General features: G+C 55.6%; 18 protein-coding genes. 17 read left to right on the top strand and 1 reads right to left on the bottom strand.

Annotation, left to right across the window (positions count from 1 at the left end; all coding sequences use genetic code 11):
* Positions 1–161 precede the first annotated feature (161 nt).
* The 17 genes from rpmE to P7079_RS06440 all read left to right on the top strand — a co-directional run bounded on the left by rpmE (position 162) and on the right by P7079_RS06440 (position 13,014).
* Entirely contained in the window at positions 162–374 is a 213-nt protein-coding gene (gene rpmE, locus P7079_RS06520; protein ID WP_278012474.1) for a 50S ribosomal protein L31, read from the top strand.
* 158 nt (positions 375–532) lie between these two features.
* Positions 533–1,639: a peptide chain release factor 1 gene (gene prfA, locus P7079_RS06515; RefSeq protein WP_278012473.1), complete on the top strand. Its 1,107-nt coding sequence runs from the start codon at positions 533–535 to the stop codon at positions 1,637–1,639.
* Complete coding sequence (prmC, locus tag P7079_RS06510; RefSeq protein WP_278012472.1) at positions 1,636–2,481, top strand: peptide chain release factor N(5)-glutamine methyltransferase; 846 nt, start codon at positions 1,636–1,638, stop codon at positions 2,479–2,481. Before prfA ends, prmC begins: the two co-directional genes overlap by 4 nt.
* Positions 2,478–3,104, top strand: a complete 627-nt coding sequence (locus P7079_RS06505; RefSeq protein ID WP_278012471.1) for an L-threonylcarbamoyladenylate synthase — start codon at positions 2,478–2,480, stop codon at positions 3,102–3,104. Before prmC ends, P7079_RS06505 begins: the two co-directional genes overlap by 4 nt.
* Complete coding sequence (locus P7079_RS06500; RefSeq protein ID WP_278012470.1) at positions 3,101–4,222, top strand: MraY family glycosyltransferase; 1,122 nt, start codon at positions 3,101–3,103, stop codon at positions 4,220–4,222. The genes P7079_RS06505 and P7079_RS06500 overlap by 4 nt, the downstream gene beginning before the upstream one ends.
* Positions 4,215–4,640, top strand: a complete 426-nt coding sequence (locus P7079_RS06495; RefSeq protein ID WP_278012469.1) for a hypothetical protein — start codon at positions 4,215–4,217, stop codon at positions 4,638–4,640. Before P7079_RS06500 ends, P7079_RS06495 begins: the two co-directional genes overlap by 8 nt.
* Positions 4,641–4,769: 129 nt before the next feature.
* Positions 4,770–5,576 (top strand): F0F1 ATP synthase subunit A, encoded by an 807-nt coding sequence (gene atpB, locus P7079_RS06490; RefSeq protein ID WP_278012468.1) that lies wholly within the window; start codon positions 4,770–4,772, stop codon positions 5,574–5,576.
* 25 nt (positions 5,577–5,601) lie between these two features.
* Positions 5,602–5,805, top strand: coding sequence for an ATP synthase F0 subunit C (gene atpE / locus P7079_RS06485; protein WP_278012467.1), 204 nt, complete (start codon positions 5,602–5,604; stop codon positions 5,803–5,805).
* Positions 5,805–6,365, top strand: coding sequence for a F0F1 ATP synthase subunit B (gene atpF, locus P7079_RS06480; protein WP_278012466.1), 561 nt, complete (start codon positions 5,805–5,807; stop codon positions 6,363–6,365). The genes atpE and atpF overlap by 1 nt, the downstream gene beginning before the upstream one ends.
* Positions 6,365–7,177 (top strand): F0F1 ATP synthase subunit delta, encoded by an 813-nt coding sequence (locus P7079_RS06475; protein ID WP_278012465.1) that lies wholly within the window; start codon positions 6,365–6,367, stop codon positions 7,175–7,177. Before atpF ends, P7079_RS06475 begins: the two co-directional genes overlap by 1 nt.
* A 34-nt stretch (positions 7,178–7,211) precedes the next feature.
* Positions 7,212–8,831 (top strand): F0F1 ATP synthase subunit alpha, encoded by a 1,620-nt coding sequence (gene atpA, locus P7079_RS06470; RefSeq protein ID WP_278012464.1) that lies wholly within the window; start codon positions 7,212–7,214, stop codon positions 8,829–8,831.
* A 2-nt stretch (positions 8,832–8,833) separates the two neighbouring features.
* Positions 8,834–9,724: a F0F1 ATP synthase subunit gamma gene (locus P7079_RS06465; RefSeq protein WP_278012463.1), complete on the top strand. Its 891-nt coding sequence runs from the start codon at positions 8,834–8,836 to the stop codon at positions 9,722–9,724.
* Positions 9,725–9,751: 27 nt separating this feature from the next.
* Positions 9,752–11,197 carry a F0F1 ATP synthase subunit beta gene (gene atpD, locus P7079_RS06460; protein WP_278012462.1) on the top strand — a complete coding sequence of 482 codons (1,446 nt, stop codon included), beginning with the start codon at positions 9,752–9,754 and terminating at the stop codon, positions 11,195–11,197.
* Positions 11,197–11,466, top strand: coding sequence for a F0F1 ATP synthase subunit delta/epsilon (locus P7079_RS06455; RefSeq protein WP_278012461.1), 270 nt, complete (start codon positions 11,197–11,199; stop codon positions 11,464–11,466). The genes atpD and P7079_RS06455 overlap by 1 nt, the downstream gene beginning before the upstream one ends.
* A 2-nt stretch (positions 11,467–11,468) precedes the next feature.
* Positions 11,469–11,873 carry a DUF2550 family protein gene (locus tag P7079_RS06450; RefSeq protein ID WP_278012460.1) on the top strand — a complete coding sequence of 135 codons (405 nt, stop codon included), beginning with the start codon at positions 11,469–11,471 and terminating at the stop codon, positions 11,871–11,873.
* Positions 11,874–12,028: 155 nt separating this feature from the next.
* Entirely contained in the window at positions 12,029–12,724 is a 696-nt protein-coding gene (nucS, locus tag P7079_RS06445; protein WP_278012459.1) for an endonuclease NucS, read from the top strand.
* Positions 12,724–13,014 carry an Rv1322 family protein gene (locus P7079_RS06440; RefSeq protein ID WP_278012458.1) on the top strand — a complete coding sequence of 97 codons (291 nt, stop codon included), beginning with the start codon at positions 12,724–12,726 and terminating at the stop codon, positions 13,012–13,014. The genes nucS and P7079_RS06440 overlap by 1 nt, the downstream gene beginning before the upstream one ends.
* 70 nt (positions 13,015–13,084) lie before the next feature.
* Here P7079_RS06440 and P7079_RS06435 read toward each other — a convergent pair whose 3' ends face one another.
* On the bottom strand, positions 13,085–14,305 hold the full coding sequence (locus tag P7079_RS06435; protein ID WP_278012457.1) for a coiled-coil domain-containing protein: 1,221 nt from the start codon (positions 14,303–14,305) through the stop codon (positions 13,085–13,087).
* Positions 14,306–14,332 lie beyond the last annotated feature (27 nt).

Below are 14,332 nucleotides of genomic sequence, written 5' to 3'. Positions count from 1 at the left end.
TGGCGATCAATACCACATATGGCCCCTGGTTTATTCCAGGGGTCATATGTTTTAATGAGGTATCGGCTTCTGGTTCACCATGCCATTTTGATGCCTACCCCCGGTTAGATGTCGGGACGGCGGTGTGGACCCAGGGCATGAACGATCCCCAAGGAGAAAACATGAAGAAGGGTATTCATCCCGAATATCATGACATCACGGTGAGCTGCACCTGCGGCGCTACCTTTGGCACCCGTTCCACTCTCGATCGCGATGAATTGCGCATCGATGTGTGTTCAGCCTGCCACCCGTTCTACACAGGCAAGCAGAAGATTCTGGATACTGGTGGTCGTGTGGCCCGCTTCGAGGCTCGCTACGGCAAGCGCAAGAAGTGAGTTTTTCTTCGTCGAGGCGTCGGTTTTCCGGCGCCTCGATTTCATGCCTGCCTCACGTAGACCAAAGCGCGGTAGGCTTGTGTGAGTCAACCGACGTCGTGACGTGGACGTGCCGACGTCGGGAAGTTGAGCGCTGATAAGCGCGACGAAAGGGAGATATGAGCGAGTTTCCGGCAGCAGACCTGATGGTTGCGGAATATAAAGAGATTGAGGCTCAAATGGCCTCGGCCGAGGTGTTGGCTAATCCGGATAAGCTACGCAAACTTTCTCGGCGCTACTCCGAACTTGGCCGCGTCGTCAAGCGCTTCAATCGTTGGTCAACAGCCAAGGCTGACCTTGCAGATACGAAAGAAATCGTTGACCTTGGTGGGGAAGACGCGCAGACCTTTGCTGACGAACTTCCGCGCCTCGAAGCTGAGCTGGTCGAGAGTACTGAGGCATTGCGTGATGCCCTGATCCCACGTGATCCCGACGATTCACGGGATGTCATCATTGAGGTCAAAGCTGGCGAAGGTGGCGAAGAATCTGCGCTATTCGCGGGAGATCTTTTGCGCATGTATCAGCGTTACGCCGAGCATATGGGCTGGGCAACCCAGATCCTTTCGGCAACGTCAACGGATATGGGAGGCTACAAGGACGTCCAGATGGCGGTGAAAGCCAAGTCCGTTCCCGAAGATCCGGCAGACGGCGTCTGGGCACATTTGAAGTTTGAAGCTGGCGTTCACCGTGTCCAGCGTGTTCCTGTGACCGAATCGCAGGGACGTATCCACACTTCCGCGGCGGGTGTCCTGGTGTTTGCTGAGGTAGACGAGCCTGAAGAGGTCCAACTCGATCCGAATGAATTGCGCATCGACGTCTACCGTTCTTCTGGCCCGGGTGGACAGAGCGTGAACACCACGGATTCAGCCGTCCGTATTACCCATTTGCCCACGGGAATCACCGTGTCGATGCAGGATGAAAAATCGCAGATCAAGAACCGTGAAGCTGCGATGCGTATCCTTTTGGCACGGTTGCGTCAGATGCAGCTTGAAGAGCAAGCAGCGAAGGAAGCAGATTTGCGCCGTAGCCAAGTGCGCACAGTGGACCGCTCAGAACGTATTCGCACGTACAACTTTCCGGAAAATCGTATTTCGGACCACCGCACAGGGTTCAAAGCGTATAACCTCGATCAAGTTCTCAACGGGGCCCTCGATGATGTCATCACATCGCTTCGTGAAGCAGACGAAATTGAGCGCCTGGAAAACGCCGCAGAAGGCGGCGAATGAACTGGGCACACCTTGTTCGTCAGGCCGAAGGTATCCTTGCCGACGCCGGTGTTCCGGCTGGTCCTGATGCTCGGCTCATTGCTGAGGAAGTGAGCGGACGCAAGTTGGCTCTCGTCGCTGACCAGGAACCGACTAGTGCTGAGCATCAGCACTACGATGACCTCATTTTCAGGCGTGCCACACGCGAGCCGCTCCAGCATGTTCTGGGGAAGATGTGGTTTCGCTACCTGGAACTGGTTTCTCGCCCTGGTACATTTATTGTTCGGCCCGAGACTGAGATGGTGGTTCAAGCGGGGTTGGACGCCATTGCTTATCTTCGAGCTCCCAGAGTTGTCGATCTGTGTACCGGCTCGGGGGCTATTGCACTTTCTATCGCAACAGAACGCCCGACGTCGGCAGTGTGGGCAATCGAAAAAAGCGAGGACGCATTCGCCGTCGCGCAGCAGAACAACAGTGCTTACGGCAATCGCGTAACGATGATTCACGGCGATGCCCTTGAAGCCTCGTCGTTATTAGGGGACGTGCTTTACGAGGGGCCTTTCGATCTGGTGATCTCGAATCCACCGTACGTGCCGCTCGGACACCAATTAGACGCTGAGGCACAAGCCGACCCGGCAATGGCACTTTGGGGTGGGGGAGAAGAGGGCCTTGATTTCCCATATGCCGTCATTGGTGTAGCAAGCGAACTCTTAGGCGAGGGCGGTATCCTCGTAATGGAACATGCTTCGGAACAGTCTTTGGCGCTGGTGAGTGCAGCCGAGCACGCGGGTTTCCACGCCCACACAGGTCAAGATTTAACCGGGCGGGATCGTTTTCTATTCGCAACAAAGAAGGAAAAATGAGCGTTTATACGGCAAACGATGAGTGGCTTAAGCCGACGAAGGAGGCGATTGCTGCGGGGAAAGTGATTTGCCTGCCAACGGACACCGTCTATGGTGTTGGCGCCGATGCCTTCAGTGCCGATGCTGTCACGGCATTGTTGGAAGCGAAGTCACGCACACGCCAAAAGCCGCCTCCCGTCCTTGTTGCATCAATGGAACAAGCTCAATCTCTCGTTGAATCTGTGCCAGAAGTAGCGCACACGCTTGCTCAGGAGTTTTGGCCAGGAGCATTGACAATTATCCTTCCCGCGAAGCCGGCCATTGGATGGGACTTGGGTGAGACAAACGGGACGGTAGCGTTGCGTATGCCGAACCACCCCATGGCGCTCGAACTTTTGACTGCTGTCGGGCCGCTGGCTGTGACGAGCGCAAATGTCACTGGACAGCCGCCGGCAAACACCGTGCAAGAGGCACACGATCCCTTGGGTGATTCAGTCGCCGTGTATCTCGACGCCGGTCGTTGCGGTGGGGGAATACCCTCGTCGATCGTTCGTTTCAATTCTCAAACCGAGATGGAATTGATCCGTGCTGGAGCGATTCGCGCTGAGGAGATCGAACGCGTGAGCGGATTGGCACTCGCGTGAGGGTCTATCTCCTCATCCTGATCTTGGCTGCTGCCATGACGTACCTTCTTGTGCCGATCGTGCTGCGAGTGGCACTTGCAACTGGCGCGATGACGCAAATACGAGAACGCGACGTTCACAAAGTCCCGATCGCCCGGCTCGGTGGCGTGGCGATGTATCTCGGATTCGTGATGACAATCGTGATCGGAACTCAGATTCCCTATCTGCGCCCCGTCCTGTCGGCGTCGTCAGGAATCTGGGGGATTGTTGTCGGGGCAGGTGTCATGTGCCTGGTTGGAGTGATCGACGACATTTGGGAACTGTCATGGTATGCGAAGCTCGCTGGCGAGATTATTGCTGCAGCAGTGATGGCGTGGTGGGGTGTCCAACTGGTCACGTTCCCCTTCTTTGGGCTGACCGTAGGAAGCGTGAGATTGACAATTTTCACCACGATTATCGTTGTGCTGATTGTGGCAAACGCAGTGAACTTTGTTGACGGACTCGATGGTTTAGCGGCCGGAGTGGTTGGGATCGCGGCATTTTCATTCTTTGTTTACACCTATTACCTGACGCGCGAAGTAAGCCCCGGCGATTACACGTCGGTGGCCACCGCAGCAGTGGCAGCATTGGTGGGAATCTGTATCGGATTCCTCCCGCATAATTTCCACCCAGCAAAGATTTTTATGGGGGATTCAGGCGCCTTGATGCTCGGAGCAATTATTGCTGGCGCCTCCATCTTAGTGACCGGACAGATCGATCCCGCCAATGTCTCGACTCCGCAGGCGATTCCGGCCTATATGCCGATTCTCTTGCCTGCAATGGTGTTGATCATCCCGATCATTGACCTTGTCTGGGCAGTTTTTCGCCGTTTGCGACAGGGGCGTTCGCCATTTTCGGCAGATTCGGGCCATCTTCATCACCGACTGCTGCGCAGGGGCCATTCGCACACATGGGCTGTCCTCGTGTTGTACGGCTGGACTGCCATCGTGTCATTCTCCGGTGTGGCGATCGTCGTCATTAATCGCTGGTGGGTGGTGTTTCCCATTGTGTTGGCGTTTGTGGGTGGGGTTTGGCTCACCAAAGGCGGCTTTGGCCGTGGGGTTCTCGTGCGACATGAGACCTCGGTGACCCATGGATAAAGCGACAGTTGGCGCCGGGCAGGCGAAACAACCGCACACCGCTGCGAGCTTTGAACGCGACCTTCTTCTCGCACACCTGGCGTTGAGTGTGCTGATGGGTATTCTGGGCGCGTCTGTTTGCATATTTGTGTCTCCCGACGCCGGTGCGCAGCTCGTACTGGCAGGTGCGTTTTTTGCTCTCGCTGAGTTCGCAAGTCGGGGTGTCTGGGCACTTGTTGGTTCGGCGTCGGCGGTTGCAGCGGTGGGTGCATATGGCGTGCGCATTTTGGCGCTGTTCGGTGTGTGGATGTCCACTTCGTGGGGAGTGCTGGGCGTGGCATCCTTTGGGGGCATGGTGGTGGTGTGTCTGGTGATCGACGTCGTCATTCTCACGTCGCGGCCCATACCGTTCGTGGAATCTGGGGTTAAAATTCGCTGAAAAATGCGGTGGCAACCTTCTCAACATCTGTTCAACAGGAATCGCGTTCATCAGGTAACTCGGGTAGAGTTACCTGGGTATAGGGCACAGACGCCCCGTGTCCACCCGTGAGCAGTTGGAGAATGATTCGTGATTAACGTTTTGAGCCTCGCCGCGTTACCGATCCTGGCTGAGGGATTTGAGCCGCCTACCTTTGATCACGAGTTCAAGCCTGCTCCGCTTCTTTTTGCAGGGACGCCTTTTGAGCTCAATCGTATTCTGGCGATTCGTCTCATCGCAGCTCTGATTCTCATGGCGATTATGGTAGTCTACGCCAAGCGCGCCAAGCTCGTGCCGTCCAAGGCTCAGGCATCGATCGAAGTCTTGATGGACTTTGCCAAGGTGAACGTCGGTGATTCCATTCTTGGAACAGAAGAGGGCCGCAAGTACCAGCCTTTGCTGCTGACAATCTTCCTGGGAATTTTCTTCATGAATATTACGGGCGTGATTCCTGGACTACAGATTGCCGGTACGTCATTGGTTGGAATGCCATTGATCTATGCCATTGTGGCATATATTGCATTCGTCGTCGCCGGTGTGAAGGCACGCGGCCCGAAGTATTTCCTTGAACAGGTTGCTCCTGCTGGTCTGCCTAAGCCTTTGTATGTGATTATTGTTCCGATTGAACTGGTATCCACCTTCGTGATCCGGCCCATCACCCTCACCGTTCGTCTTCTTGCGAATATGATTGCGGGCCACTTCGTTCTGGCATTGTGCTTCGTTGGTACTCACTACCTCTTTTTCACCATGGGTGGCATCGGGTATGCCATCGCACCCATTACTCTTCTCGGTGGCATTATCTACGTTGTCTTCGAGATTTTCATCGCTGCACTGCAGGCCTACATCTTTGCGATTTTGACTGCCGTGTACATCTCCCTGTCCGTCTCAGAACACTGAGATCAAGAGAAAAGGATAAGAAAAAATGACTGGATCCATCGCTACCATCGGTTACGGTCTTGCAGCAATCGGCCCGGGCATCGGCGTCGGCCTTATTGGTGCAAAGAACCAGGAAGCTACGGCTCGCCAGCCTGAGATTGCCGGCCTCCTGCGTACCAACATGATTATCGCGATCTCCTTCACCGAGGCTCTCGGTCTCCTCGGTCTCGTGGCAGGCTTCATTCTCTGATGTTGTCCACGGTTATTCTCACGGCGGAGGGTAAATCTAGTCCGTTATGGCCGGCTTTACCAGATTTGATCTGGGGCACAATCGCCTTTGTCATCGTGGCAATCGCCGTCTATAAATTCGGCTGGCCGGCGTTTTCGGACATGCTCGAAGAACGTGCAGCTAAGATCGAGCGCGGTCTTGAAGCTGCTGATCGTGCGCGCGAGCAAATTGCGGATGAACGCAAGGTGCTTGACAATGAGCTGCAAGAGGTTCACCGCGAAGCCGCCGATATTCGAGAGCGCGCTCATTCGAACGCAAACTCGATTGTGGCGGATGCCCAGAACAAGGCGAAGGATGAGGCGGCATCGATTCTCGATGCCAATCAGCGCCGCATTATTGCTGACACTGAAACAGCTTCACGCGCCTTGCGTTCGCAGATCGGTGGTGTGGCAACTGAGCTTGCCGGACGTATCGTTGGTGAGGCGTTGACCGATCAAGAACTCGCTTCGCGGGTCATCGATCGTTTCCTCGACGAATTGGAATCCTCGGCGACTGCCAAGGTGAGCGTAAAGGAATCCTGATGCGTATCACCAGTGAAAAGTCCCTCGCTCGCGGCCGCGATCGCTGGGAAGCGTTGCTTGCAGAGCACGCGTCGGACGAGGTGAAGTTCGCCGATGAGATTTTCGCAGTTGCGGATCTTCTTCGAGGCTCTGCTGCATTGAACGCGTCCTTGCAGGAACTCACCCGCACTGCTGATGCGCGTGCGACTCTTGCTCGCGAGGTGCTCACTGGCAAGGTGTCGGAAGAAGTAAACGAACTCGTTCAGGGGTTGGTCCGTGATACATGGTCAGAACTGAATGATCTGAGCGAAGCATTAGATGTTATTGGTGTTGACACCCTCCTGATTGGTGCTGTCCGTGAAGGGCTCCTCCACGAGACTGAGGAACAGCTTTACCAATTTTCCCGTATGCTCCACTCACAACGCGATTTGCGCGTGACTCTTTCGGATCGTTCCTACGATGTGGCCTCGCGAAGCCAGCTTGCACACTCAGTGCTGGGGGCGAGCAATGCGTATACACAAGCCCTTGTCGAAGAGGCAGTGACGCGGACAGGCCACCGCGCGCTGACGGCGTCGGTACGCGACTTCGTCGATGCTGCAGCTGCACGTGCTCATCAGCAGGTTGCCGCAGTTGTATCGGTGATCCCGTTAAGTGCAGCGCAAGAGGAACGTTTGGCACAGATTCTCGGCCGTATGTACGGCGCTGAAATCCGCATCCACACCTCCATCGATCCTACGATTGTTGGTGGGCTTCGAATCATGATCGGCGACGACGTCATCGATGGCACTCTTGCCACGCGTCTGAACCACGTGCGAACTGAAATGACAAAGTGACAACGCGGGTAACCGCAGTAGTGAAGGAAGAGGAATGGCTGAACTGACTATCCGGTCAGACGAGATCCGGGCAGCTCTGGATAACTTCGTCAGCTCCTACGAGCCGGCGAAGGTGGCCAGCGACGAAGTTGGCCACGTCACCGAGACTGCCGATGGCATCGCCCATGTTGAGGGCCTGCCGGGTGCGATGGCAAACGAGCTGCTGAAGTTTGAAGACGGCACGCTCGGCCTGGCAATGAATTTGGAAGAACGCGAAATCGGCGTTGTTGTTCTCGGCGATTTCTCCGGGATCGCGGAAGGCATGGAAGTCCACCGCACCGGTGAAGTTCTTTCCGTGCCTGTTGGCGAAGGCTACTTGGGCCGCGTAGTGGATCCGCTCGGCGCGCCCATCGACGGCCTCGGCGAGATCTCCGACGTCGAAGGACGCCGTGCGCTTGAGCTTCAGGCTCCGGGCGTCATGATGCGCAAGTCGGTCCACGAGCCACTCCAGACCGGTATCAAGGCAATCGACGCAATGATTCCGATTGGCCGTGGCCAGCGCCAGCTCATCATTGGTGACCGCAAGACCGGCAAAACCGCTCTCGCTGTTGACACGATTCTTAACCAGAAGGCGAATTGGGAAAGCGGCGACCCGCAAAAGCAGGTTCGTTGTATCTATGTGGCAATTGGACAGAAAGGCTCGACCATCGCTGAGGTTCGCTCCACACTGGAGAAGAACGGCGCTCTTGCCTACACCACAATCGTTGCCGCTCCTGCCTCAGATTCGGCAGGTTTCAAGTACCTTGCGCCATACACCGGCTCGGCGATTGGTCAGCACTGGATGTACTCAGGTAAGCACGTTCTGATCGTGTTCGATGATCTGTCCAAGCAAGCCGAAGCCTACCGAAGTGTGTCTCTTCTTCTTCGTCGTCCTCCGGGGCGCGAGGCTTACCCTGGCGATGTTTTCTACCTTCACTCTCGCCTGCTTGAACGCTGTGCGAAGCTCTCTGACGAGCTCGGTGGCGGTTCGATGACGGGTCTTCCGATCATTGAAACCAAAGCGAATGACGTTTCGGCATACATTCCGACCAACGTTATTTCGATTACTGACGGCCAGATCTTCCTCCAGTCGGATCTGTTCAACTCGAACCAGCGCCCTGCTGTGGATGTGGGTATTTCAGTGTCCCGAGTCGGAGGCGACGCTCAGATCAAGGCAATGAAGAAGGTTGCCGGTACGCTCAAGATTACTTTGGCGCAGTACCGTGCTCAGGCTGCATTCGCAATGTTCGCCTCGGATCTCGATGCCGCTACCCGTCAGCAGCTCACTCGAGGTGAGCGCCTCATGGAGCTTCTTAAGCAGCCGCAGTACACCCCGTATGCAGTTGAAGATCAAATCGTGAGTGTTTGGGCCGGAACAAACGGTTATCTCGATCAGGTTCCAGTTGATCTCGTTCACAAGTTCGAACATGGACTCCTGAGCTACCTCCGCTCCAACACCTCCGTTCTTGGTGACCTTGCATCTGGTGCAAAGCTCGACGAGGTTGAGGATTCGCTGCGCAGCGGCGTGGAGGCATTCCACAAGGAATTCCTTTACACCAATGAGGCACAGCTTGATAACCAGCCCGTTGAGGCGACCAAGTCGCAAGAGCAGCTTGTGCGCGGTAAGCGAGGCTGACAGTGTCCGGAGCACAGCGAGTTTACAAGCAGAAGATCAGGGCCACAGGCACCCTTGAAAAGGTCTTCCGCGCGATGGAGCTGATCGCAGCTTCACGTATCGGCAAGGCGAAGAATCGTGCCCTGGCTCAAGATCCGTACACGCGTGCGCTCACTGAATCGATCGAACTCGTCTCCGCTCATGCGCGTGACAACCATCCGATGCTCAACGAGCGCCACGATACGAATCGTGTGGCGATCCTTGTCGTGACCTCAGATCGAGGCATGGCTGGGGCATACTCGTCGAATGTTCTTCGAGCAACCGAGAAACTGATTGACGACTTGCGTGAGGAAGGAAAGCAGCCAGAGCTGTACGTTTTCGGCCGACGCGGTGAAAGTTACTTCCGTTTCCGCGGGATTCAGATCGAGCAGTCGTGGGAAGGCGAATCAGACAAGCCAAGTGCCGACACCTCAGCTGAGATTGCTGAGGAGCTTCAAAGGCGTTTCCTCGCTGATAGCCATGACGGCGGCGTGGCTGAGGTACACGTGGTCTTTACCCGGTTTGAATCGATGGTGAAGCAGTCGGTGGAGGTTCGCCGTATGTTGCCTCTCGCCGTTGTCGATTCACCGGAATCAGAACACGATCCAGAAGCCCTCTACGAGTACGAACCGAGTGCAGAGGAAGTCTTTGAAGTGCTCCTGCCAATGTACGTGAACCAACGAGTACATTCTGTGCTCTTGCTCGCGGCAGCTTCAGAGCTTTCGAGCCGCCAGCAAGCCATGCACTCGGCGACAGAGAACGCTCAAGATCTCATCCGCAACTACACGAGGTTGGCGAACAACGCTCGACAGAGCGAGATCACCACCGAAATCACCGAAATCATCTCAGGCGCGGACAGCCTGAAAAATGGCTAAGACCAGCCTGACAAGTAAGGAAAGAAAATGACCGAAAAGGAAGTTTCCACTGGACGGATCGTCTCGGTGGTCGGCGCCGTCGTCGATGTCGAGTTCCCGCCGGATGCGCTCCCGGAGATCAACAACGCCCTTACCACCGAGGTGAACCTCGATTCGCAGGGTGAAGGGGAATCTTCGTACACGATGACTCTCGAAGTCGCACAGCACCTGGGTGATTCAGTGGTGCGAACGATTGCAATGAAGCCAACCGACGGCCTTGTTCGTGGTGCGACGGTGACTGATACGGGTGCGCCGATTTCGGTTCCCGTTGGCGATGCTACGAAGGGCCACGTCTTCAATGTGGTTGGCGAGCCGTTGAACCTCAAGGACGGCGAACAGTTCGAAGTGACCGAGCGTTGGCCGATCCACCGCAAGGCCCCGAACTTCGACCAACTTGAGCCTGAGACCAAGATGTTCCAAACCGGCATCAAGGTAATCGACCTTCTCACTCCCTATGTTCAGGGCGGAAAGATTGGTTTGTTTGGTGGCGCAGGTGTTGGTAAGACCGTTCTGATCCAGGAAATGATTCAGCGAGTCGCACAGGACCACGGCGGTGTGTCAGTGTTCGCTGGTGTTGGGGAACGTACCCGTGAGGGCAACGATCTCATCCACGAAATGGAGGACGCAGGCGTCCTGGACAAGACCGCCTTGGTGTTCGGCCAGATGGACGAGCCACCAGGGGTGCGTTTGCGCATCGCTCTGTCGGGTCTGACAATGGCGGAGTATTTCCGTGATGTTCAGAACCAGGACGTGTTGCTCTTCATCGACAACATCTTCCGCTTTACTCAGGCAGGTTCCGAAGTATCGACCCTTCTGGGTCGTATGCCGTCGGCTGTGGGCTACCAGCCCACCCTCGCGGATGAAATGGGCGCTCTCCAGGAGCGAATCACCTCGACCCGTGGCCACTCGATTACCTCGCTCCAGGCAATTTACGTTCCTGCTGATGACTACACCGATCCGGCTCCGGCAACCACGTTTGCTCACTTGGACGCGACAACTGAACTTTCCCGTGAAATCGCTTCGCGTGGTCTGTACCCGGCAGTGGATCCGTTGGCATCGTCTTCGCGTATCCTCGATCCACAGTATGTTGGTCAGGCTCACTACGACGTGGCAACCTCAGTCAAGGCCATCCTCCAGAAGAATAAGGAACTCCAGGACATCATTTCGATTCTGGGTGTTGACGAACTCTCCGAAGAGGACAAGGTCACCGTGGCACGCGCTCGCCGTATCCAGCAGTACCTCTCGCAGAATACCTACACCGCTGTGAAGTTCACTGGTGTGGAAGGTTCGACGGTGCCGATTGACGAAACCGTCGAGGCATTCCGTCGTATTGTCGAGGGCGAATATGACCACGTTCCGGAGCAGGCATTCTTCAATATCGGCGGTATCGACGATATTGAGAAGGCCTACAAGAAGATTCAGGCGGAGAGCTGATGCAACTTCAGGTGGTTGCTCGAACAGGCGAGCTTTACTCAGGTGAGGTTTCCTCGGTCACGTTACCTTCGTACGAAGGTGATATGACCATCCTCCCTGGACATACCCCAGTACTGGCTGTGCTGGTTCCGGGAACGGTTCGTTACCGTACAACCACAGACCAGGGTGAGATCGACACTGCTCGTGGTTTTGTCACTGTTGATCATGACAAGGTTCTTGTCGTCGTTGACGGACGCCGCGGCGAAGAAGTTGATCCGACGGAGCTCTGACGATGGGCTATTGGGGGTACGTGATCGTCATTGCAATCCTCGTAGTGGGGATTGGAATTCTGGGTTCCTATGTGTGGCGTTTGCGCCGTGTACTTTCGCGGCGCGGGTCATTTCAGGCGGTTGTCCGTCAAAGTGGCCATGAACGCTGGCACAGAGGAGTTGCAGTCTTTGAAAGATTCCAGATCGATTGGTACCCGAGCCGTTCTCTGAGATTTGCCCCCTCACAGACGTGGAAGCGCTCAGATATTGAACTCGAAGTCCATCCTGAAACGACATCTGATCTTCAGGTCGTCAAGTTCGAGACTCCGAGGGGAACCTGGTATATGGCCTCAACCCCAGTGGCGGTCGCTGCGATAGTGTCGTGGATGGATGCAGCCCCTCCGGTTGAGGAGCCGACTGACTGGTAACAGACGGGAAGGTGAGAATGCGAAAGCGTTCTCACCTTCCCGTCTGTCCACTGACAGGCATTCTTTCCACCGACGATAATGAACCGAAATGTTACCTGCCACATGGGATGACTCATGTATGCCTGGTATCGTGGAGTCCTTGGAGGAAAAGAAGTATGCGTGTTGTTATTGCCGAATGTTCGGTTGATTATTCTGGGCGTCTGGATGCGCACCTTGATCGGGCGAAGAGATTATTGATCGTCAAGCCTGACGGCGGCGTCATGGTTCATTCAGACGGCGGATCGTATAAGCCGTTGAACTGGATGAGTGCGCCGTGTACCACCCGAGTCCTTGAGCCAGACGAGGAACAGGCTAGCGTCGGTATTACGTCTGTGTGGCGAGTCGATCACGACAAAACCAACGATGCGCTCGTCATTTCCTTCTACGACACATCACTCGATTACGAGGAAGAATTAGGCGAAGAGCCTGGTCTCATTAAAGACGGCGTTGAGGCCCATCTCCAGGAACTTCTAGCATCTCAGACAGGCGCATTAGGGCCAAATCTGCGCCTTATTCGTCGTGAATATCCGACTGCAATTGGGCCAGTTGATCTCATGTTGATCGATTCAGCGGGTACCCATATTGCTGTAGAGGTCAAGCGCCGTGGCGAGATTGACGGCGTCGAGCAACTCACGCGATACTTGGAGCTGCTCGGGCGAGATTCCACTCTTCAACCACTTCGAGGCATTTTTGCTGCGCAGGAGATTAAACCCCAAGCGCGCATCCTCGCTGAAGATCGCGGTATTGAATGCGTCGTCGTTGATTACGATGCTCTGCGTGGTCTTGACGACGCTGAGGATCGTCTCTTCTGATGCGTAGGTCAAAGAAATATGACCGTGAATTCCGCCCGCTCAATACACATGCGCTGATGGGATACACGCGCTACGAAATTCGCGGGGGACTCGAGTACAAGGTTCATCACATCAAATCGGCGGCGAAAGAGTATATCTGCCCTGGTTGTGGAGGGCGAATTGTGACAGGAGAATCTCACGAGGTGGCCTGGACAGAAGAACACCTCATGGGTGCTCGGGCAGGTCAAGAAGCCCGCCGCCATTGGCATACCTCGTGTTGGTCAGCGCGTGGCGGACAAGGCCGTTGGTAGTATGTGAGAGAAATGTGGGTGTGGCTGGTGTTCAGCATCAATGCTGAACACCAGCCACACCCACAGCGCATTAATTTTTCTGATGTTGCTCAGCGGCTTCGACGACTTCGCTTAATGCCAGTGACGTGGTTGAACCAGTGAGCATCGCACGCATATCTTCAAGATATGAGGTGAGGTTTGTCTTTTGCTCCATCAGTGATGCGATGTGTGCATCGGCATCAGACTTTGCTCGGTCGGCGTCGTTGGCTGCGCTTTCGCGAATCCGTGCAGCTTCTTTGCGTGCTCCATCGAGAATCGACGCTGCTTCGGTGCGCGCGTTTTCAAGGAGCTTTGCCGCCTCCTTCGTTGACGACTCCGTCAAGGAGTCAGCACGCTGTGTCGCCGTGACAAGGCGGGTTTCGGCGTCGGCGGCTGCGCCCTCAGCAGATGCGACCATCGCTTCGGCACGTTCACGCAACTGTGCATCTTCGTCGGCAAGCTCCTGGGCAGCTTTTTTACGCAACTCCACAACCTCGCGTTCGGCCTGGGCTCGAAGCTCGGCAACATCCGACTGCGCACGAGCGCGGAGTTGAGCGACTTCTTGTTCTGCTTGTGCCCGAAGTTCAGCGACGTCGGATTGAGCAGCAGAACGCAGCGCAGCAACTTCCTCTTGAGCGGCGGTGCGCATTGCTGTGGCTTCTGATTCAGCTTCAGCGACAGTGGTAGCTGCATCATGGGAAGCCTTCGCTCGCAGAGCAGCGACTTCTGCCTGGGTATCTGTACGCAAGCGTGCTGCTTCACGTTCTGCTGAGGCGACCATTTCTTCTGACGTTCTCTTTGACATCTCGGCCAGCGCGCTGGCCTCTGATTCAGCTGATGCTTTGACGTTTGTGGCCTCAGTGCGGGCCGCATTCAAAATCGACTGGCTTTCGTGGGAAGCGGCATCAGCGAGCGACGCTGACTGTGCCTTTGCTCCGTCCACGAGGGCTTTCGCTTCCGCTCGAGCACGAGTCATGACATCAAGAGCCTGCTCTTCGGTTGACTTCAAGAGTCTCTCAACGCGCTGACCGAGACCAGAGTATGAGGGACGTTCCGTTTCCTTGAGCTGTTCACGCGCTTGTGAAAGTTCAGCGGAAAGAGAAAGAATCTGAGAGTCGAGTGATTCAACTTGGCGCACGGTATGCTCAAGTTGTGTCTCGAGCATCGAGACACGCTCATCGACCTGGGCGCGGTCGTAACCGCGCATGACAACGGGGAATGTGGGGTGCTCTTCGGCCACGATATTTTCGACCTCCTGAAAGTTACACCACATCTTACCCCACGCGTGGGCGGGTCAGGT

The sequence above is a fragment of the Arcanobacterium canis genome (genome assembly GCF_029625435.1).
Taxonomy (GTDB): domain Bacteria; phylum Actinomycetota; class Actinomycetes; order Actinomycetales; family Actinomycetaceae; genus Arcanobacterium; species Arcanobacterium canis.
This window is presented reverse-complemented; position numbering and strand designations above follow the sequence as displayed.